21 protein-coding genes are annotated in these 18,856 nt (G+C 72.3%); 8 read left to right on the top strand and 13 right to left on the bottom strand.

Going from position 1 to position 18,856, the window contains the following annotated elements:
- Positions 1–95: 95 nt before the first annotated feature.
- A complete protein-coding gene (locus tag AC1DE0_RS05355; protein WP_478097937.1) occupies positions 96–716 on the top strand; it encodes a class I SAM-dependent methyltransferase in 621 nt (206 codons plus the stop codon).
- A gap of 34 nt (positions 717–750) precedes the next feature.
- Here AC1DE0_RS05355 and AC1DE0_RS05350 read toward each other — a convergent pair whose 3' ends face one another.
- A complete protein-coding gene (locus AC1DE0_RS05350) occupies positions 751–966 on the bottom strand; it encodes a sigma factor-like helix-turn-helix DNA-binding protein (protein WP_478099553.1) in 216 nt (71 codons plus the stop codon).
- A 153-nt stretch (positions 967–1,119) separates the two neighbouring features.
- Between AC1DE0_RS05350 and AC1DE0_RS05345 the strand changes: the two genes are divergently transcribed.
- From AC1DE0_RS05345 to AC1DE0_RS05330, 4 genes are all read left to right on the top strand, one after another.
- Positions 1,120–1,521, top strand: coding sequence for a VOC family protein (locus AC1DE0_RS05345; RefSeq protein WP_478097933.1), 402 nt, complete (start codon positions 1,120–1,122; stop codon positions 1,519–1,521).
- Positions 1,518–1,853 carry a YnfA family protein gene (locus AC1DE0_RS05340; RefSeq protein ID WP_478097929.1) on the top strand — a complete coding sequence of 112 codons (336 nt, stop codon included), beginning with the start codon at positions 1,518–1,520 and terminating at the stop codon, positions 1,851–1,853. Before AC1DE0_RS05345 ends, AC1DE0_RS05340 begins: the two co-directional genes overlap by 4 nt.
- An 87-nt stretch (positions 1,854–1,940) precedes the next feature.
- Positions 1,941–2,201, top strand: coding sequence for a metal-sensitive transcriptional regulator (locus AC1DE0_RS05335; protein ID WP_478097927.1), 261 nt, complete (start codon positions 1,941–1,943; stop codon positions 2,199–2,201).
- Between the two features lie 80 nt (positions 2,202–2,281).
- The gene (locus tag AC1DE0_RS05330; RefSeq protein WP_478097925.1) at positions 2,282–2,857 is read left to right on the top strand and encodes a hypothetical protein; all 576 of its coding nucleotides are present in this window, start codon (positions 2,282–2,284) and stop codon (positions 2,855–2,857) included.
- Here AC1DE0_RS05330 and AC1DE0_RS05325 read toward each other — a convergent pair.
- Genes AC1DE0_RS05325 through AC1DE0_RS05315 form a run of 3 tightly spaced genes read right to left on the bottom strand, consistent with a single transcriptional unit; the run spans position 2,854 to position 6,272 of the window.
- A complete protein-coding gene (locus AC1DE0_RS05325) occupies positions 2,854–4,176 on the bottom strand; it encodes a class I SAM-dependent methyltransferase (protein WP_478097923.1) in 1,323 nt (440 codons plus the stop codon). The genes AC1DE0_RS05330 and AC1DE0_RS05325 overlap by 4 nt on opposite strands.
- Positions 4,173–5,606, bottom strand: a complete 1,434-nt coding sequence (locus AC1DE0_RS05320; protein ID WP_478097919.1) for an FAD-binding oxidoreductase — start codon at positions 5,604–5,606, stop codon at positions 4,173–4,175. The genes AC1DE0_RS05325 and AC1DE0_RS05320 overlap by 4 nt, the downstream gene beginning before the upstream one ends.
- Before the next feature lie 39 nt (positions 5,607–5,645).
- Positions 5,646–6,272 carry a LysE family translocator gene (locus tag AC1DE0_RS05315; protein ID WP_478097915.1) on the bottom strand — a complete coding sequence of 209 codons (627 nt, stop codon included), beginning with the start codon at positions 6,270–6,272 and terminating at the stop codon, positions 5,646–5,648.
- 72 nt (positions 6,273–6,344) lie between these two features.
- Here AC1DE0_RS05315 and AC1DE0_RS05310 point away from each other — a divergent pair, with 72 nt between their 5' ends.
- A complete protein-coding gene (locus AC1DE0_RS05310) occupies positions 6,345–6,887 on the top strand; it encodes a DinB family protein (protein WP_478097912.1) in 543 nt (180 codons plus the stop codon).
- Here AC1DE0_RS05310 and AC1DE0_RS05305 read toward each other — a convergent pair.
- From AC1DE0_RS05305 to AC1DE0_RS05295, 3 genes are all read right to left on the bottom strand, one after another.
- Positions 6,874–8,178 (bottom strand): DUF6596 domain-containing protein, encoded by a 1,305-nt coding sequence (locus tag AC1DE0_RS05305; protein WP_478097910.1) that lies wholly within the window; start codon positions 8,176–8,178, stop codon positions 6,874–6,876. The two genes, AC1DE0_RS05310 and AC1DE0_RS05305, sit on opposite strands and share 14 nt — an antisense overlap.
- The gene (locus AC1DE0_RS05300; protein WP_478097908.1) at positions 8,179–8,607 is read right to left on the bottom strand and encodes a YciI family protein; all 429 of its coding nucleotides are present in this window, start codon (positions 8,605–8,607) and stop codon (positions 8,179–8,181) included.
- A gap of 129 nt (positions 8,608–8,736) precedes the next feature.
- Positions 8,737–9,759 (bottom strand): GTP pyrophosphokinase, encoded by a 1,023-nt coding sequence (locus tag AC1DE0_RS05295; RefSeq protein WP_478097906.1) that lies wholly within the window; start codon positions 9,757–9,759, stop codon positions 8,737–8,739.
- Between the two features lie 565 nt (positions 9,760–10,324).
- On the opposite strand from AC1DE0_RS05295, the gene AC1DE0_RS05290 reads away from it, so the two are divergent.
- Positions 10,325–10,858, top strand: a complete 534-nt coding sequence (locus tag AC1DE0_RS05290) for a GNAT family N-acetyltransferase (protein ID WP_478097904.1) — start codon at positions 10,325–10,327, stop codon at positions 10,856–10,858.
- Between the two features lie 23 nt (positions 10,859–10,881).
- On the opposite strand, the gene AC1DE0_RS05285 is transcribed toward AC1DE0_RS05290, so the two are convergent.
- Together AC1DE0_RS05285 and AC1DE0_RS05280 are read right to left on the bottom strand one after the other, a co-directional pair.
- A complete protein-coding gene (locus AC1DE0_RS05285; protein WP_478099550.1) occupies positions 10,882–12,801 on the bottom strand; it encodes an APC family permease in 1,920 nt (639 codons plus the stop codon).
- Between the two features lie 44 nt (positions 12,802–12,845).
- The gene (locus AC1DE0_RS05280; protein WP_478097902.1) at positions 12,846–14,147 is read right to left on the bottom strand and encodes an amino acid permease; all 1,302 of its coding nucleotides are present in this window, start codon (positions 14,145–14,147) and stop codon (positions 12,846–12,848) included.
- Between the two features lie 80 nt (positions 14,148–14,227).
- Here AC1DE0_RS05280 and pdxR point away from each other — a divergent pair, with 80 nt between their 5' ends.
- Positions 14,228–15,688 carry a MocR-like pyridoxine biosynthesis transcription factor PdxR gene (gene pdxR / locus AC1DE0_RS05275; protein ID WP_478097900.1) on the top strand — a complete coding sequence of 487 codons (1,461 nt, stop codon included), beginning with the start codon at positions 14,228–14,230 and terminating at the stop codon, positions 15,686–15,688.
- Here pdxR and AC1DE0_RS05270 read toward each other — a convergent pair.
- The 4 genes from AC1DE0_RS05270 to AC1DE0_RS05255 form a co-directional block, all read right to left on the bottom strand.
- Positions 15,651–16,841 carry an MFS transporter gene (locus AC1DE0_RS05270; RefSeq protein ID WP_478097898.1) on the bottom strand — a complete coding sequence of 397 codons (1,191 nt, stop codon included), beginning with the start codon at positions 16,839–16,841 and terminating at the stop codon, positions 15,651–15,653. The genes pdxR and AC1DE0_RS05270 overlap by 38 nt on opposite strands.
- A 66-nt stretch (positions 16,842–16,907) precedes the next feature.
- Entirely contained in the window at positions 16,908–17,540 is a 633-nt protein-coding gene (locus tag AC1DE0_RS05265; RefSeq protein WP_478097896.1) for a cation efflux transmembrane domain-containing protein, read from the bottom strand.
- Positions 17,537–18,460, bottom strand: a complete 924-nt coding sequence (locus AC1DE0_RS05260) for a cation diffusion facilitator family transporter (RefSeq protein WP_478097894.1) — start codon at positions 18,458–18,460, stop codon at positions 17,537–17,539. Before AC1DE0_RS05260 ends, AC1DE0_RS05265 begins: the two co-directional genes overlap by 4 nt.
- A complete protein-coding gene (locus tag AC1DE0_RS05255; RefSeq protein WP_478097892.1) occupies positions 18,457–18,840 on the bottom strand; it encodes an ArsR/SmtB family transcription factor in 384 nt (127 codons plus the stop codon). The genes AC1DE0_RS05260 and AC1DE0_RS05255 overlap by 4 nt, the downstream gene beginning before the upstream one ends.
- Positions 18,841–18,856: the final 16 nt, after the last annotated feature.

Below are 18,856 nucleotides of genomic sequence, written 5' to 3'. Positions count from 1 at the left end.
AGCCGGTGTCCGGTGATCGTGACGAACGAGACGCGCCGCGCCACAATGGGATTCGCGGTCGCCGCCGGGCGGCCGATCAGCTGGAGGGAGACGTCGTGGACGCCAAGGCCTGGGACGAGCGGTATGCCGCGCACGACCTCGTGTGGTCCGTCGAGCCGAACCGCTTCGTCGCCGAGATCATCGGGCCGCTGACGCCGGGCCATGGCCTCGACCTGGCCGCGGGGGAGGGGCGGAACGCGATCTGGATGGTCGAGCAGGGCTGGTCGGTGGTGGCGCTCGACTACTCGTCGGTCGCCGTCGACCGGATGCGATCGCTGGCCGCTGAGCGGCTCGGTGCCGACGTCGGCCGGCTGACCCCGATGGTGGGTGACGCGACGCTCCCGGCGCCGGGCGACCCATCCGCCTACGACGTCGCCCTGCTCAGCTACCTCCAGCTGCCCGCCGACGAGTGGCGCCAGGCGCTCCGGGGCGCCGTCACCGCCGTGCGCCCCGGCGGACGGGTGGTCGTCGTGGGTCATGCCGGGCGCAACCTCGCCGAGGGCTGGGGCGGCCCGAGCGACCGCGCCGTGCTCTACGACCCCGACGAGGTGCTCGAGGCGGCAGAGGGCCTGCCCGTCACCGTCGAGCAGTCGGGCATCCGCGAGCGCCCGGTCGAGACCGAGGAGGGCGAGCGGGTCGCGCTCGACACGGTCGTCGTGCTGCGCCGGGAGCCGTAGGTCCGGCGAAGCAGGATCGGTCGACCCGGAGTGGTCAGCGCCGGCCGTACTTCTTGTGGACGGCCTGCCGGCTGACGCCGAGGGCCTGGGCGATCTCGGCGAACGACAGGCCCTGGAGCCTGGCGCGGCGCACGACGGCGGCCTCGGTGCGGTCCGCCTCACGGCGCAGCTCGCGTGCCGCCTCGAGCGCTGCGCGCGGGTCGTCGTCACCTGTCGCCCGTGCCAGCTTGAGCATGTCCTCGACCTCCATGGTCACCCCGGTCGTCCTTGTCGTCCTGGTTTCGTTCCGGTTGTCAAACCGTGTTGACAACGGTAGGTCGGCGCCCATCATCCGTCAACCAGAGTTGACGTGGCAGCCCGAACCCGGTGGTTGCACGGAGCGGGCCCCGGCAGGATGGGCGGCATGGCCCTCGCCCTCTCGCACACGACGATCAACGCCCTCGACGCCTACGCGCAGTCGGTCTGGTGGGCCGACCTGCTCGGCTACCACGAGGACCCCGACGACCCCAACGAGCCGGGCCATCACGAGTGCATGATCTTCTCTCCCGACGGCTCGCACCGCCTGCTCCTCATCGAGGTGGAGGACGCCAAGGTGGTGCGCAACCGCGTGCACCTCGACCTGCGGCCCACCGACCGTCCGCGCGACGAGGAGGTCGAGCGCGTGCTCGGGCTCGGCGCGACCGTCGCGCAGGACTGCCGCACCGACGACGGCCGCGGCTGGGTCGTCATGGCCGACCCCGAGGGCAACGAGTTCTGCATCCTGCGCAGCGACGACGAGCGCCGGGCCGCCGGGGACATCCCGTGACGGTGACGCGCTCCATCGTCCTGTTCGTGCTGGCCGCCATCGCCGAGATCGGCGGCGCCTGGCTCATCTGGCAGGGCGTGCGCGAGCACAGGGGCTGGCTGTGGGCCGGCGCCGGCGTCGTGGCGCTCGGCGTCTACGGCTTCGTCGCCACGCTCCAGCCCGACGCCAGCTTCGGGCGCATCCTGGCGGCATACGGCGGGGTGTTCATCGTCGGCTCGTTGGTGTGGGGCATGGTGGCCGACGGCTTCCGGCCCGACCGCTGGGACGTCGCCGGGGCGCTCGTGTGCCTCGTCGGCGTCGCCGTCATCATGTACGCGCCGCGCTCGGGCTGACGGGTCACGCGCGCGCCAGAGCATGGCGGACGGCATACGGCCCCCGGTATCATCGGGAGCGTCGCCGAGGCCCTGGAGGAGTATGCCGTGGAGCTCGACCTCGACGAGATGCAGTCCGTCATCCGCCGCCTCAACCGCGCCCGCGGGCAGATCGGTGGCATCGTCCGGATGATCGAGGAGGGACGCGACTGCGCCGACGTCGTCACGCAGCTCGCGGCCGTCTCGAGAGCCCTCGATCGCGCCGGCTTCGCGGTCATCGCGTCGGGCCTTCGCGAGTGCCTGGCGGACCCGGAAGGCGCGCAGATGGACGTCGCGAAGATGGAGAAGCTCTTCCTCTCCCTCGCCTGACATCGACCGCGGGCATGGCGCCTCGAGGTCTGGACGAACCGGGCACCCGGGGGGACCATGGGGGGCACGGAGGTCGCGCCATGAACCTGCAGCCGAATGCCCCGAGCCCGCCCCTCATCGAGGAGGCCGGTCCCGACGCCCTTGCCCCTGCGTCCGCCCCTGCGACTGCCCCTGCGTCGGCCGAGGAGCTGTCGCACCTGATGGCCTCGGCCGACCTCGCGCGACACCTCGAACGCGTGCGCCAGCACCGTTCGGAGCTGCGCGAGTCGGTGGCCGCGGTCGACCTCGCCCTCGAGGCCCCGATCGCCCGCGGCGGGATGTTCCGCGAACGCGTGCGAGCGGCCCTGGCCGAGCTGGCGCACGACTTCGACGACCACGTCGCCCTCACCGAGAGCCCGGGCGGCATCTACGACCGGGCCCGGCACAACGCCCCGCGGCTCGCCGGTCGCGTCAACCGGCTGCTCGCCGAGCACCAGGACCTCCACGAGGCGATCCACGGCTACCTCGCCGTGCTCGAGCACGGCGGCACGATGGCCGACCTGCCGGTGTTCCGCGAGGAGCTCACCGTGCTGATGGGGCGCCTCGTGCGCCACCGGCAGAAGGGCGGCGACCTCGTCTACGAGGCCTACGACGTCGACCTCGGCGGCCAGGGCTAGGCGCCCTGACCAACCTGACCCGCCCGAGCCGCCCGGGCCACTTCGCTCGGTTCGACGCGCGGCCGCAGCGGGAAGCCCGACACGCCCTCCGTGCTCGTGCGTGAGGCGAGCACCTGGTGCAGCTGGATCCCGTTGCGCTCGAAGCCCAGTCGTGAACCGGCGAGGTAGAGGCCCCAGACGCGCGCCGTGCCGAGCCCGGCCAGCTCGACGCAGTCGTCCCAGTGCTTGGCGAGGTTCGCGTTCCACGCGGCACAGGTGCGGGCGTAGTGCTCGCGGAGGTTCTCGTGGTGGCGCACCTCGAACCCCTCGTCCTCCATGACGCGCACGATGTGACCGCTGCCGGTGAGCTCGCCGTCGGGGAAGACGTAGCGGTTGATGAAGCCGCGCGAGGGCAGCCCGTCGTGCCTGTTGTCGGGCCGGGTGATGCAGTGGTTGAGCAGCCGGCCCTCGTCGCGCAGGCGCTCGCGCAGGAACCGGAAGTAGGCGGGGTAGTTGCCGACACCGATGTGCTCGGTGAGGCCGATCGAGCTGATGGCGTCGAAGCCGCGCTCGGTGACGTCACGGTAGTCCCCGTGCCGCACCTCGGCCCGGTCGCCGATGCCGTCGGCCTCGATCGCGGCCTGCGCCCAGCCGGCCTGCTCCCTGGAGAGGGTGACGCCCAGCGCGGTGACGCCGTAGTGCTTGACGGCGTGCCGCACCATGCCGCCCCAGCCGCAGCCGACGTCGAGCAGCCGCATGCCCGGCTGCAGCCCGAGCTTCTGCGCGACGAGGTCGTACTTGTACGCCTGGGCCTCCTCGAGCGAGGCGTTCTCGGTGGGGAAGCAGGCGCAGGTATAGGTCATCGAGGGGCCGAGGACCCGCTCGTAGAACGCGTTCGACACGTCGTAGTGGTGGCTGATGGCGGCGGCGTCGCGGACCTTCGCGTGCCGCAGCCCCTGCGCCATGCGGCGCAGCTGGCTCGGCGTCTCCTCGCGCGGCAGCCGCGGTGCGCGGGGCCGGTGGTGGGCGACGAACCGGGCCAGCTCGGCCGCCTCGCGCACGCCCTGGTGCCGCGGCGTGAGGCCGTCGCTGACGAGCCGCAGCACGTCGTAGGGGTCGGCCTCGTCGATGCCGTCGATCTCGAGGTCACCGAGCAGGTACGCCCGAGCCAGGCCGAGCTCGGAGCCGCCGGTGAGGAAGTGGTTGAGCCCGTCGGGGTTCGTCATCCGCATGACGAGCCCGTCGGGGCTGCCGCCGCTCGAGCCGTCCCAGGCGACGAGGCGCACGGGGGCGTCGGAGCCGAACACGAGATCGAAGGCCTGTCCAACGGTCAGGGTCATCGAGACTGCACCGCCTTCTCGTAGAGCGTGGGGAGTCGTCCCCGCGGGTCGTACTTCTTCTTGACCGGCGCGTACGCGTTGCCGCCGTAGAGGCGCCCGAAGGTGGCCTCGTCGTAGTACGCGTCGGAGTAGAGGGACTTGTGACCACCGAGCCGGGTCACCTCGGACTCGATGCGCCGGTTGACGTCGCCCTCGACGGCACCGGGCTCGACCACCACCGACGACCAGAAGCCGACGTTGACGTAGCGCTCGTCGCGCGCCATCGGGTAGAGCGGCCAGGGGGTGCCGGTTCCCCGCTCGCGCAGCTGGATCGGGCACAGCCACACCGGCTCGATGGGGACCTCACGCAGGAACCAGCCGACGAACTCGGCGGTGCGGTCGAGGGGGATCTCGACGTCCTGCACGACCCGCTCGCGGTCGGGTCGGCCGCGCAGCCGGTCGATGCGCGCCATGACGCCGTGCCGGTTCTCGAAGGCGACGATCTTCCAGTAGACGTCGCTGCGGAGCAGGTGACGGGGCCAGAGGCGCCGGATCGTCCGGTTCTGCGCTCCGAAGGCCCGGCTGCACCAGAACCAGTCGGTGTCCCAGCGCCAGAGGTAGTCGTGGGCCGTCAGCACGTCGGTGCGCCGCTGCTGGATCGAGCGGTAGAAGACGTGTTCCCCGGTGTAGTCGCTCGGCCGCGCCTGGCCCTCGACGTGGTCGGTCCAGCGCCCGAACGTCAGGTAGGCCTCGGTCGGGCCGAAGACGACGCCGTCGACGAAGTCGACGCGGTCGCCGTCCCACGTGAGGGCACCCATGACCGCGTCGACCGCGTCGACCAGTGCCCGGACCGAGTCGAAGCGCTCGTGGCGCAGCGCGACGTAGGGCCGGGCCGGTTCGAGCTCGATGACGAGGTCGAGGGCGTAGCCGAGCGAGCCGTAGGAGTTCGGGAAGGCGCGGAAGAGGTCGGCGTGCTCACCGTCGGGGGTGGCGGTGACGACCTCGCCGGCACCGGTGAGCACCCGCATCTCGGTCACCGACTCGTGGGGGAGGCCGTTGCGGAACGACGCCGCCTCGATGCCGAGACCGGTCACGGCGCCGCCGATGGTGATGGTGCGCAGCTGCGGCACGACGAGCGGCACGTAGCCGTGCGGCAGCAGCTCGTCGACGAGCTGCTCGTAGGTCGTGACGCCGCCCACCCGCGCGGTCGCCGGCCCACCGTCGACGCCGGGACGCACGTCCACCACCCCGCTCAGCGCGGACAGGTCGAGGCCCGGCGCGCTGGTCTCGCTGCGCACCCGGAAGAGGTTGGACGTGCGCTTCGCCAGGCGCACCCGCTGGTCGGGTGGGAGGGCGGCATACGCCCGCTGGACGTCCGCGACCGCGCGTTCGTGGTCGCGGGCCCGTGTCGACGGGTCCTCACCGAGCGTCGTGACCTGAGGCGCTGCCACGGTGCAAGTCAAACAGACGAGGCTGGGCTCTGGTGGGGATTACTCGGTGGCAAGCATCGTCGCGCCGAGGCCGACCATCATGACGCCGCCGGTGGCGCCGAGCTTGTCGAGCCGGGCCGGCTTGCGCGCGAACCACTCGCGGGCCCGGGCGGCGAGCAGTGCCCACACGCTGTCGCTGCAGACGGCGAGCGCGCCGAAGACCACGCCCAGCACCGCCATCTGCACGGCGACGTGCCCGGCGGTCGCGTTCGTGAACTGCGGGAGGAAGGCGACGTAGAAAAGGATCGTCTTGGGGTTGGTGAGGCCCACGACCATGCCGATGCGCAGGGCGTGCCCGCGCTTGGCCGAGACGTGCTTCTCGAGCGCCTCACGCGCCTCGTGGCGGTTGCGGATCGCCTGCACGCCGAGCCAGATGACGTAGGCCGCACCGGCCACCTTGATGACGGTGTAGGCCGTGACGCTCGCGGCCACGATGGCGCCGAGGCCCACCGCGACGAGCACCGCCTGGGTCGTGACGCCGATGGCGTTGCCGACGACCGAGAGCAGCGCCTCGCGTCGGCCGACCGTGAGGGCACGACCGATGGTGAAGAGCAGGCTGGGCCCCGGGACCTGGATGAAGAGGATCGACGCGATGAGGAACGCGACCCACTGACTCGACGCTGGCACCCGCCCAGTGTGCGCCCGACCAGGCGTAAAGGGCAGGCGGTTTCCAGCCGTCGGACACTAGCGTCGGTCGGCATGACGACGCCTTCGAGTTTCCAGCGCACCGACCCGCCGCTCGCCGCCGACGAGGCGACCACCCTCGTCGCCTTCCTCGACTACCACCGCGACACGCTCCGGATGAAGGCCGAGGGCCTGACGGCGGAGCAGCTGGGCCAGCGCCTGTCGCCCTCGACCCTGACCCTCGGGGCCCTGCTCAAGCACGTCGCGCTCAACGAGGCKAGCTGGTTCGGCGAGGTGCTGCACGGACGGCCGATGCCCGAGCCGTGGGCGAGCGCCGACTGGGACGCCGACCGCGACTGGGAGATCACCTCGGCGGCGACGGACAGCCCCGAGGAGCTGCGCCGGATCATGGACGAGTCGGTCGAGCAGGCCCGCCGCGACATCGACGCGGCGCTCGCAGAGGGCGGCCTCGACTTCAGGTCGGCCAAGCTCGACCGCAAGGAGAACCAACAGTTCACGCTGCGCTGGATCCTGCTGCACATGATCGAGGAGTACGCCCGCCACAACGGTCACGCGGACTTCCTCCGCGAGAACGTGGATGGGGTCACGGGGGAGTGAGGCCGGCCCGCTTCAGGCAGAACCGCCGGAGCGGCTCGACGGCGACGACTTCGGCGAGGTCGCGGTAGCGCGCGGCGGCCTGCTCCTGCCGCCCGGTGCGCCACTCGAGGTCGGCGAGGGCGAGGGAGGCGTCCCTGCTCGCGTATGCCGGAGCGTTCGTCTCGAGCGACGTGAGCTCCCGCTCCACGTCGGCCAGGGCATCCCGGGTCTCGGTGCCCGACTCCGTGGAGGTCGTGTCGGCGAACTGGGCCTGGGCCGTGGCGACGAGCCGCGCGACCCGGACCGAGGGCGAGGGCCAGCGCTGCTCGAGCGCACCGTAGAGCCGGACGATGCGCGCCCAGTCGGTGCGCTCGAACGTCCGCGCGCTCGAGTGCAGCCCGGCGATGGCCGCCTCGATGGCGAACCGTCCGTCGCCGGCGGCCGCGAACGTCGCGTCGTCGAGCCCTGCACGCAGCAGCGCGAGGTCCCAGGTGCTGCGGTCGACCTCGTCGAGGGCGAGACCCGTGCCGTCTGCCGCGACGCGCCCCGGCCGCCGGGCGAGCCCGAGTCGGATGACGGCCCGGAGGCCGCGCACCTCCGTGTCGTCCGGATAGGCCGCGACGAGGGCGTCCGCGATCGAGAGCGCCTGGCGTCCGGTGTCGGCGAGGGCGTCAGCCGGGTCGAGCACCGTGCGGTGCGCGACCGTGAACATGGCTGACACGCAGGCGATCACGACGGGCAGGCGGCGTTCGCGTTCGGCGGCCTCGGGCACGTGGAACGCGCCCCGCGCCTCGGAGAGGGCGCGCTTGGCCCGGGTGAGGCGGGCGGCTGCGGCCGTCTCCTGGACCCCGAGGTGGCCGGCGATCTCCGGAACGGTGAGGCCGCAGACGACGCGGAGGGCGAGCACCATCCGTGAGGCGGGCGAGATGGCCTCGTCGCAGGCGACGAAGAGCAGGGCGAGGCGGTCGTCGAGCCCCTCGCGAACGTGGACGGACAGGTCGTCGGCATCCATGGCGGTGCGGTCGGTGACCGGGCTCCAGACGGGATCGGCCTCGGGCCGGGCGAGCTCGGGCGCGAGCCGGAGCTCCACCGCGCGCCGGCGGGCGTCGTCGAGCCACGCGCGCTTGGCGACCGAGGTGCACCAGGCGGCATACGACTCGATGGCGGTCCCGCCGGCTCGCTCATGGGCGGCGGCGCGGGCGACGGCCTCGGCGGCGTACTCCTCCGCGTCGTCGAGGCTCCCGGTGAAGGAGGCGAGGGCGCGCACGATGCGCGGCCACGCCTCCTCGAACTCACCCGTCCCGAGAGGCACTCACATCCCCGTCGGGAAGACCTTGCGCCACTCGATGCGTCCGCCCGTGGGCACGAGGGCCGCGATGCGCCGCGCGGTGTCCTCGTCGTCGGCCTCGACGAGGTAGAAACCGGTGATGACCTCGGAGGTGTCGGCGAACGGCCCGTCGGTGTAGACGGCGTCCTCGACCTTTCGGTCACCGGCGCCGGGGGTGACGGTGCCGCCGTGGCGGGTGTTCTGCAGCGCGTTGCCACCGACGAGGCGGGCGCCGAGCTCGACGACGGCCTTCTGGAAGGCCGCGTGCTCGGGGAAGCTCGCGTTCATCTCCTCCTGCATCGGCGCGTTCGGGTCCTTGCCCGCGGGGCCGCCTTCAGCGGGCGGGGCGCCGTTCAGCCAGGCGTCGGAGTCCCAGTCGCCCTCGTGGATCAGGTATGCGTACGTCTCGGCCATGGCCAGCTCCTTCTCTGCTCAGGTGCGCGGTGCGATGTGCGATGTGCTGTGCGCGGTTGCGGCGACCCTCGCCACATCATCCTGACGAACTCGGTGCGCGGGAATCGACACGACGGGGGAACAGGTTCCTCAGGTGGCTTGCTCAGGTCCGGCCAGTCGCTCGAGGCGACCCTCGAGCGAGGTGCGTCGATGGGCGTTGCCCTCCAGGTCGAGGTAGCGGCGGCCGAACGTGGCGAGCAGCGCGTCGTCGAGCCGACGGACCGCGCCGGGTGGGTACTTGTAGCCCATCCGGGTGATGAGGTCGCTGCCGTCGACGTCGGAGATCACGTCGGCCAGGTGGTCGACCGAGGTGATGCCGAGCTCGAGCAGCAGGCCCGACACCCAGGCGTAGTGGTCGGTGCGCGACCAGCCGGCGTCGGCGTACTTCGTGGCGAGGAACTTCGCGAGGTCCTGCGAGCTGATGCGGGGATCCTGCACCGCGGCGTCGGGAGGGGTGGCGGGCAGCGCCATCTGGAGGCGGTCGCGGATGGCCGAGAACTCACGGTCGGCGAGCTCGATGAGTCCGGCAGCCAGGGTGAAGCGTCGGTCGAGGTCGTGCGCGTGCTCCTCGGGGACCGTGCCCTTGTAGCGGATGTCGTGCTCGAACTCGGCCCAGGCGTGCTGGAGCACCGTGCGGATCTGGACGGACGCGCTGCGGCGGCGCAGGCCCTCGTAGGCCCCGGGAATCGTGCGGCTGGCGTCGACGGCGACGAGCAGGTGGCGGCTGGCGTAGCCGAAGCGACCCGAGCGTGCGGTCTCGAGGCCCATGTCGCGGTCGTCGAGGACGGCCAGCTCCTCCGCGAGCAGCTCGGCGACGGCCGCGACGTCGTCGTGGACGTAGGTGATGACCCGCACGCCGACCTGGTCGGTGATGTCGTTGAGGGGGTCGGGGTACAGCAGCTGGCCGTCGCGGCGACGCTCGGCCTTGGATGCGAACGAGGCCACGGTCTTGGTGCGGCCGCTCACCGTGAGGTAGTTGATGCCTGCCTCGTCGAGCAGCGCCCGCACCATCTCGACGAAGAGGGCGGTGGCGGCCTCGACGTCCGGCCGGACGGCGGCATACGCCCCTGCCACGTCGTCGCCGGACTTCGGTGCCACCTCGCTGTCGGACATGCGGCCATCCTGCCGTGCCGGCAGCCGCGGTGCCGACCTGTGGTCGCGGTGCCACCGCAGGAAAGGCTCGGAGGGCGGAGTCCACGAGCCCGACGGCGCCGTCGTTGTCCCAGTCGGCGCACCGCGGGTGCACCTCGTCGCTCGACGGGGCAGGGAAACGTGTGGTCGAGGCCAACGCTGAAGCCGAGCGCGCGGAAGAGCGAGATGACGGCCTCGAGCGTGATGCCGTGCTGCCCGCTCTCGAGTCGGGCGGTCGGTCGGAGCGGGCGTGCGTCGACCATCGTGGACGGTGGCGTCCGGTTCAGCTGTCGGTGTCGCACCTGTGGACACACGTAGTCGCCCCGCTGGGGGTGTGGACAAGGGCCTGCCGCGGCGCACCTCCGACCGGGCACGTCGGGGCCGACCCACTCTGCATTGCGTCGCGTGTCGACCCGCGTCGCAGGCCTCCGGGGGCGAGTCATCCGGTGACTCAATGCAGAGGAGGCGGCAGAGGGAGCGGGCAGACGTGGTGGCAGAGGGTGGAAAGGCGTGGACTCGGCGACCACCGTGGTGCGAGCGTGGCGGCATGCACCTCGAGACGGCACGCCTGCGCATCCGCCCCTGGACCCACGACGAGGCCGACCGGGTGCTCGACATCCAGAGCCGCATCGAGGTCGTGAAGTGGCTCGGCGATGGCGAGCCGGTGCTCATGAAGGACCTCGACGAGGCGCACGAGCGGATCGACCGCTACCAGCAGCGCAGCGAGGCACCGCCGCTCGGCTTCTGGGCGGTCGAGGTGCGTGAGACCGGGATCGTCGCCGGCTCGGTGATCCTGCTGACGCTGCCGAACGCGGACGACGGCGAGGTCGAGGTCGGCTGGCACCTGCACCCCGACTCGTGGGGGAAGGGCTACGCCACCGAGGCTGCCACTGCGGTGATCTCGCACGGCTTCGACGGGGGCCTGCCCGAGATCTATGCGATCACCCACACCACCAACGCGCCCAGCCAGGCCGTCTGCGGCCGCCTCGGACTCGACGACCTGGGCGTCATGGAGAAGTGGTACGAGGGCGAGTCACGGGTCTACCGCACGACGGCACAACGCTGGGCCCAGCGCGGCTGAGTCCCACTGTCGAGCGGGGCTTCTCAGCCGCCGACGTGCACCTGCGGGCGCCGGGCCGCGTCGGGTTCGGCGCGGCGGATGATCTCGTGCGTGAGTGGCGGGATGTCGCCCTCGCCGGCCAGCAGGAAGCGCAGCACGTTCTGGCCGGGCGCCTTCTCGCTCCACTCGAAGTAGACGTGTGGCGGTTTGCTCACCCGGTCGCGCACGTCGAGCAGCACGGCAGCCAGCACGTTCGGCACCGACGGGCCGGTGGCCCGGAGGATGTAGTGCCCGCCGACGACGGCCGAGCTGACGTGCACGGTCGTCGCGAAGTCGCTCGCGTCGCTGATCTCCACCTCGAGGAAGATCGCACCCTGACGGGCGTTGAGGTGGTTGTGCATCCGCACGTCGAGCGACTTCGCCCGGTACTCCTCGCGGTCGCCGGCGTTGATCTTGTTCGCGATGAACCGCAGCGGCTGCGGGCCGAGCGCCGCGTCGTCTAGGATCGCCTTCGCCCCGTCGTCGTAGACGACGCGCTGCACCCGAAGCTCGGTCGAGCGCACGATGCGCGACCAGACGCTGATGACGACGATGAGCGCGATGAAGACGAGGGCGATGACGAGGCCCTCGGGGCGCTGCTCGATGGTGATCGTGATCGTGTAGACGAAGATCGCGCTCACGACGGCGAAGAACCCGGCGGCACCCCGGTGGCCCCGGCGCAGCTCGGTGAGGAAGACGGCGATCGCCGCCGACGTCATCAGCGCGAGCACGCCGGTCGCGTACGCCCCCGCCTGCTCGTCGACGTTGGCGCCGAAGGCCAGCGTCACCACCGCGGCGATGAACGACAGCACGAGCACGAGGGGCCGGGTCGACCGGGCCCAGTCCGGCGCCATCCCGTAGCGGGGGAGGTATCGCGGCACGATGTTGAGCAGCCCCGCCATGGCCGAGGCGCCCGCGAACCAGAGGATGCCGATCGTCGACGCGTCGTAGACGGTGCCGAAGCCCTCGCCGAGCAGCTCGTGGGCGAGGTAGGCCAGGGCGCGACCGTTCGCCTGCCCGCCGGGCTCGAACTGCGCGTGCGGGATGAGCAGGGTCGTCACGAGCGACGACCCGATGAGGAGCACGCTCATGATCAGGGCGGCCGTCGTCAACAGCTTGCGCGCGTTGCGGATGCGACCCAGGGGCTGCTCGGCCGTGTCGGTGGCGTCGCCCCTCACGAGCGGCATGACCACGACGCCGGTCTCGAAGCCGGAGAGGCCAAGGGCGAGGGCCGGGAACACGAGCAGGGCGGCGCCGATGATGCCGAACGGGGCGGAGTGCGCCGCCGTCATCGCGTCGATCCAGTCGCCGAACGCCGTCGGGTGCGCGCCGATCTCGATGATGCCCCGGACCAGCACGACGGCGCTGAGGCCGAGGTAGGCGACGACGAGCACGACGGCGAGGCCGATCGCCTCCTTGAAGCCCTTGAGGAAGATCGCGGCGAGCAGCACGAGCAGGGCCAGCGTCACGCCGACCTGGTGCCCGGTGAGAGCCGGCTTGAGATACGGGTTCTGAATGACGTGGGCGCTCGCGTCGGCGGCGGACAGGGTGATCGTGATGATGAAGCCGGTCGCCACGAAGCCGAGCAGGCACAGCACCAGGATCTTGCTCGGCCAGTACGCCAGGAGACGCTCGAGCATCGAGAGGCTGCCGTCGCCGTGCGGGCTCTCGGCGGCGACGCGGCGATACATCGGCAGGGCGCCGAAGAGCGTGATCAGCACGAGCACGAGCGTCGCGATCGGCGACAGGGCGCCGGCGGCGAGGGCGGCGATGCCCGGCTGGTAGCCGAGCGTCGAGAAGTAGTCGACACCGGTCAGGCACATGACCCGCCACCAGGGCTGCACGTGATGCTGCTGCTGCGCCTCGGACTCACGCTCGTAGTAGCCGCCCGGGTCGGCCTCCTCGGCGTCCAGGAACCACCGCATCAGGGGCGTGCGCTCAGCGCGCTGCGTCGTCACGGCGGCGAAGTCTAGGGGGCGGTGCTGGGAACCCTCGGTCGGGCGGCGCGCTGGTAGGCGAGCGAGAGGGCGACGAGGCCGAGGGCCCAGAGCGCGTGTGCCCCGTTGACGAGCAGCAGGGCGACGACGGAGACGAACCCGACGAGCGCCGTCCACCAGCCGGCCGTGCCGCGCGGCAGCAGGCGCAGCGCAGCGCCGGTGCCCAGGACGTAGACCAACGTGAAGCAGCCGGTGGCGAGCAGCATGAGCGGTGTCAGCCCGAGGTCCAGTGCGACCGACGCCGCCACCGACAGCATCGACAGGACGGTGATCACCGTGATGCTGCGCCGGGGCACCTCGCCGGCCCCGCCCCCCTTCGCGAGCCACCCCGGCAGGGCGCCGTCACGCGCGAGAGCAGCGCCGAGGCGCGAACCACCTGCGAAGTACGCGTTCATGGCGCCGACCGTCAGCAGCACGGCGACGACGGCGGTGACCACCCGCGCCTGTTCGCCGAGCGCGATCGCCATGAGATCCGACAGCGGCGCCTGGCTGCGGCCCGTCGCCGGCCCGAGCACCAGAACGCTCGTCGTCGCGAGGCCGAGGTAGAGCATGCCGACCACGACGACGGCGATCGTCGTCGCCCGCGGCACGTCGCGGCGGGGGTCGCGGTAGTCGCCGGCGAGGGACGCGACGGCCTCCCAGCCGGCGAAGCCCCACGCGAGGACGGCCGCGGCGGTGCCGACGGCGCCCCAGCCGTTCGGGGCGAACGGGGTCAGCGACGCGGTGCTGCCGTGGGGGAGGGCGAAGGCCATCGTCGCGGTCATCAGCAGGGCGAGCACGGTCGCGAGGCCAAGCTGCACGCGGCCCGAGAAGCGGAGCCCGCCGAGGTTCATCAGGGCCGTCCCGACGATGAGGGCGCAGCCGACCGCGACGGTGGTGACGCGGCCGCCGCCGACCACGTCGGCCACGTAGCCGCCCGCCATCATCGACGCAGGCGGCGCACCGACCGGCACGGCGAAGTAGAAGCACCAGCCGACCGCGCCGGCCGCGCGCTCACCGAACGCCCGTCGCACGTAGGTCGACACGCCGCCACCGTCCGGGTGTCGCGCGCCGAGGGCCGCGAATGTGCTGGCGAGCGGGATCGACAGCAGCACCAGGGCCGCCCACGCAACCAGGGATGCCGGGCCCGCGACCTCGGCAGCGAGTGCCGGAAGCGTGATGACCCCGGTTCCGAGCACAGCGCCCACCGAGAGGGCCGCGCCCTGCGCGACGGTCAGGCTCCCGGCGCTCGTGGGGCGTCGGGCCTGGATCGAGGAGCGGACGGGTGTGGCCATGACTCAAGATTGTCGCCAGAGTGGACCGGTCTGAAGGTCCACTTCTTGCCCGGTCGTTTGGGCCACCCTAGGCTGGCCGCGTGGACCTCCACGTCAGCCTCACCGGCACCGGCGACCTCACCGCCCAGATCTACGCGCAGCTGCGCGAGGCCGTGCTCGACGGCCGGCTCGCCGGCGGCGACCGCGTGCCGGCGACCCGTGAGCTCGCAGCGAGCCTTCGCGTGTCACGCGGCACGGTGACGTCCGCGTACGACCGCCTCCTCGCCGAGGAGCTGCTCGAGAGCCGGCGCGGCGCCGGGACCTTCGTCGCGGCCGGCTGCGTGCCACCTGCTGCTGGGTCGTCGGGTGGGGCCGGCCGACGGCGTACGCGTCCGGGTGCCGTCACCCCGACGGCCGCGTGGCGCTCGCCGTTCGCCCCGTCACGCCTGCCGGGCGACGCGGCCCACGACTTCTCCGTCGGCGTGCCCGACGGCACCCTCTTCCCCCTCGCGACCTGGCGCCGCATCGTCAGCGGCACGCTGCGGCTCGGGCGGCTCGCTCCCGACACGTACGACGAACGCGGCGCCAGCCGTCTCGAGGCCGAGATCGCGCGGTATGCCGGGGTGTCGCGTTCCGTCGCCGCGTCCGCCGACGACGTGGTGGCGACCGCAGGGGCCCAGCAGGCCCTCGACCTCGTCGCTCGTGTGCTCCTCGAGCCGGGAGACGTGGTCGCGGTCGAGGACCCCGGCTACACGGCCGCCGCGCGTCTCTTCTCGACCCACCGCGCCACCGTGCGTGGCGTGCCCGTCGACGGCGAGGGCCTGGTCGTCGAGGCACTGCCCACGGCTGCGCGACTGGTCTACGTCACCCCGTCGCACCAGCACCCGACCGGCGTGGCCATGTCTCGCGCCCGGCGGATCGCACTGCTGGAGTGGGCGGTCCGGCACGACGCCGTCGTTGTCGAGGACGACTACGACAGCGAGTTCCGGTTCGCCGACCGCCCCCTGGAGCCGCTGCAGAGCCTCGACCGCGACGGACGGGTCGTCTACGTCGGGTCGTTCTCGAAGTCGCTGCTGCCCGGCCTCCGCGTGGGTTACGCGATCGCACCGGCGTCTCTCACCGCGGCCCTGCGCGAGGCGAAGCGGGTGACCATGTGGGACGGCGACGCCGTGACCCAGCGGGCTCTCGCCGACTTCCTCGCTGAGGGCCACCACGCCGCCCACGTGAAGCGGGCCACGAAGGTCTACCGGGCGCGCCGCGAGGAGCTGCTGCACGGTCTGGCGGGCCTCGACGACTGGCTCGAGGTCGTGCCGTCCGCCGCTGGGCTGCACGTCTGCACCTTCCTGCGCGACGGCCGGCTCGACGACGTCGCGATCGCCGACGACGCCCTCGCCGCAGGTGTCTTCGTCGAACCGCTCTCGCCGAGACACCTGGAGCAACCACCCCGCCACGGGCTCGCGTTCGGCGTCGGCGGCATACGCGAAGGGCAGGTCGGGCCGGCGCTCGCGGTGCTGGGGGACGTCCTCAGGGCGTCTCGGCCGCGGCCCCGCGCCGGCGGATGATCGCGAACTGCGACGCCAGCGGGATGATGCCGAGGATGAGCACCATCGGCACGGCGAAGCCCAGACGCAGGTTGTCGGAGCCCACCGCGCCGGTGAGCACGGCCCCGAGCAGCGCGCCCACGTAGTTGAACTGGTTGAAGCGCGCCACGACCTGGTCGGTGCGGTCGATGCGCTCGCCCGTCGAGCCGCCGTCTCCGCCGGCGATGGCGCCGGCCGCCGAGAAGCTGAGCGGGGCGATCGTCGCGACGGCACCGCCGAGGATCGTGAAGCCGACGACGGCGACGAACCAGGTCGGTGCGAAGACGATGACGGCCAGAGCCCCTGCCGCGACGACGCCGCTTCCACGCAGCAGCCACACCGCGCCGTGCCGGTCGACGAGCCCGTCGCCGACCGCGCGGGCCAGCAGCGTCGCGACGAGGTAGGGCAGTGTGGCGAGCGCGGTGAGCCCGCTCGGGGCGTTGAGGGCCCCCTTGAGGTAGACCGGGCCCCAGGTCGTCGCCGCCGTGTCGACCATGTAGAAGAGCACCATCGCCAGGCCGAGCAGCGCGATGCGTCGCCACGGCACGTCGACCGCCGCATCGGACTGGGCGAGCTGGTCGCGGCGGACGAACGGTGCGGCCAGGGCGACGATCGGGAAGACGAGCAGGGGCAGCAGGCCCGGACCGAGGTCGACGTTCACCGTCACGAGCGTGACGACCGTGCCGAGGATGCCGCCCGCGGTCCAGAACGCGTGGAACGACGGCAGGATCGGGCGCCGGTAGAGGTGCTCGACCGTGACGGCCTGCATGTTCGAGGAGGCGTCCACGAGACCGAGCGCGAGCCCGTAGACCGCGAGCCCGGCGACGAACACCCAGAACGACGGCGCGAGCAGCAGCACCGCGAAGCCGGCGGCCGCGGCGACGAGCCCGACGCGCACCAAGACCGCGCTCGACGAGCGCCCCGCCACGACCTCGGCGACCACGGAGCCGACACCGGCGAGCAGCACGACCATGAGCAACAGGCCGCTCACGGCGAGCTCGTCGAGGTCCCACTTCACCTGGATCTGCGGCAGCCGCGTGGTCAGCGAGATGAAGAGCAGGCCCTGGACGAAGAAGGCGGTGCCCGCAGCGAGGCGCGCGCGCAGGAGAGGGGAGGACTCGGTCCGGAGTGTCACGGATGGTCACCTTGTCGGTCGGGGGTCACGGCGTCAAGATCGCCAGGGCGCAGCAGGCCCGCAGGTTCAGCAGCACGCGTCGCCGCGCCAGTTCGAGCGACCCTCTCGCACCGCCACCCCGGCGATGACGAGGGCGGCGATCGCGTCGAGCCACCACCAGCCGAGCAGCGCGTTGGCGAGCAGGCCCGCGAGGAGCACGGCCGAGAGGTAGGTGCAGAGCAGCGTCTGCGTGCCGTCGGCGACGACGGCGCCCGAGCCGAGCTCGCGGCCGGTGCGACGCTGCCAGTGCGAGAGCAGCGGCATGACCGCGAGGGAGAGGCAGGCGAGGACGATGCCGACGACAGACGTGTCGGGCTGCTCCCGGTTCACGAGGGATCGAACGGACTCGACGGTGACGTAGGCAGCGAGGGCGAAGAACGAGATGGCCATGAGGCGACGGGCCAGGTGCTCGCGTTCCTCGGGAACCGGGTGCCGGAACTGCCACAGGATGACGAGGCCGCTCATCACCTCCACCGTCGAGTCGAGCCCGAACCCGACGAGCGCAGTGGAGTTGGCGACACGACCCGATGCGACGGCGACGACTGCCTCGACGACGTTGTAGGCGACCGAGGCGCTCGCCAGCAGCTGTGCGCGACGCGCGAGGACCGCCCGCCGCGAGGGCGTCAGCAGCGAGAAGACCGGCAGCGACGGAGTGCTCACCAGTCGGCGCCCTGGCACTGGCTGCGGTCGGTGGTCTCGATCTGCAGCGTCGCGTGCGCGACGTGGAAGCGGTCGCGCAGCATCCGGCTCGCGGTCTCGAGCACCTCGGGGCCGGCGTCCGGCCGCGACGTGACCAGGTGCGCGGTGGCGACGTCCATGCCGGAGGTGAGGGTCCAGACGTGGAGGTCGTGCACCTCCGTGACCCCGGGCACCTCGCCGAGGGCTCGCAGGACGTCGGTGGGCTCCATGCCGGAGGGGGCGTGCTGCCCCAGCACGGCAACGACCTCGCGGCCGAGCCCGACCGCGCGCACGGCGACGAAGACGGCGATCGCGAGAGCCACGGCGGTGTCCCACCAGGCGCTGCCGGTGACCCCGACGAGGATGGCGGCCGCGATGACGCCCACCGAACCGACCGTGTCGGCGACGACCTCGAGGTAGGCGCCCTTGACGTTGAGGCTCTCGGCGGCGCCCCCGCGCAGCAGGAACAGTGAGATGAGGTTGACGAGCAGCCCGAGGGCGCCGACGACGAGCATCGTGCCGGACGCCACGGAAGCGGGCGACCCGATGCGGCCGAGCGCCTCGACGACGATGTAGACCGCGACGCCGATCATGAGCAGCACGGCGAGGCCCGAGGCGAAGACCTCGGCGCGGTAGGAGCCGAAGGTGCGCCGCCCGGTCGTGTCGGCTCTCGTCGCGATGCGGGTGGCGACGAGGGCGGCGCCGAGCGTCACGACGTCGGCGGCCATGTGGCCGGCGTCGGAGAGCAGCGCGAGCGACCCGGAGACGAGACCGGTCACGAGCTCGACGACGAAGAAGGCGCCGACGAGGCCGAACGCGACGGCAAGGCGCCAGCGGTGCCTGCCACCGGCATGCGCGCCGTGGCTGCCGTGGGCCCCGTGAGCCCCGTGGTTGTGGCTCACGACCGGGGGCCCCCATCATGGAGGGCGTGCTCACGCGTGACGTCGAGCATCAGGCGGACGTGGGCGTCACTGAGGCGGTAGTAGATGTTGCGGCCCTCGCGGCGCCCGGTGACGACGCCCGACGCGCGCAGCAGCCGGAGGGCCTGCGAGACCGTCGTCTCGGCCGTGCCGGTCGCGGCTGCCAGGTCGCAGACGCACAGCTCGCCCGCCTCGAGGAGGGCGTAGAGCAGCCGGGCCCTGGTGGGGTCGCCGAGCAGCTTGAAGACGCTGGTCACCCGGGCCAGCTCCTCTGCTCCGGGGGCGTTGTCGGTGGCCAGCGCCACCTTCTCGGGGTGGACGCACGGGGTGGCGCAGGCGTCGAGGCCGGTCACGGTGCTCATGGGTTCCCGCTTCATC

The sequence above is a fragment of the Terrabacter sp. 05T424 genome, assembly GCF_056396225.1.
The sequence above is the reverse complement of the archived record's forward strand: the minus strand, read 5'-3'. Positions and strand labels throughout refer to the sequence as shown.

Bases quoted from the DNA above. Each gene is read 5' to 3' on its own strand.
- AC1DE0_RS05295 (WP_478097906.1), bottom strand. From the start codon at position 9,759: ATGTCCGACAGCGAGGTGGCACCGAAGTCCGGCGACGACGTGGCAGGG.
- AC1DE0_RS05280 (WP_478097902.1), bottom strand. From the start codon at position 14,147: ATGGCCACACCCGTCCGCTCCTCGATCCAGGCCCGACGCCCCACGAGC.
- AC1DE0_RS05325 (WP_478097923.1), bottom strand. From the start codon at position 4,176: ATGACCCTGACCGTTGGACAGGCCTTCGATCTCGTGTTCGGCTCCGAC.
- AC1DE0_RS05300 (WP_478097908.1), bottom strand. From the start codon at position 8,607: ATGGCCGAGACGTACGCATACCTGATCCACGAGGGCGACTGGGACTCC.
- AC1DE0_RS05350 (WP_478099553.1), bottom strand. From the start codon at position 966: ATGGAGGTCGAGGACATGCTCAAGCTGGCACGGGCGACAGGTGACGAC.
- AC1DE0_RS05330 (WP_478097925.1), top strand. From the start codon at position 2,282: ATGAACCTGCAGCCGAATGCCCCGAGCCCGCCCCTCATCGAGGAGGCC.
- AC1DE0_RS05255 (WP_478097892.1), bottom strand. From the start codon at position 18,840: ATGAGCACCGTGACCGGCCTCGACGCCTGCGCCACCCCGTGCGTCCAC.
- AC1DE0_RS05345 (WP_478097933.1), top strand. From the start codon at position 1,120: ATGGCCCTCGCCCTCTCGCACACGACGATCAACGCCCTCGACGCCTAC.
- AC1DE0_RS05290 (WP_478097904.1), top strand. From the start codon at position 10,325: ATGCACCTCGAGACGGCACGCCTGCGCATCCGCCCCTGGACCCACGAC.
- AC1DE0_RS05285 (WP_478099550.1), bottom strand. From the start codon at position 12,801: ATGCGGTGGTTCCTGGACGCCGAGGAGGCCGACCCGGGCGGCTACTAC.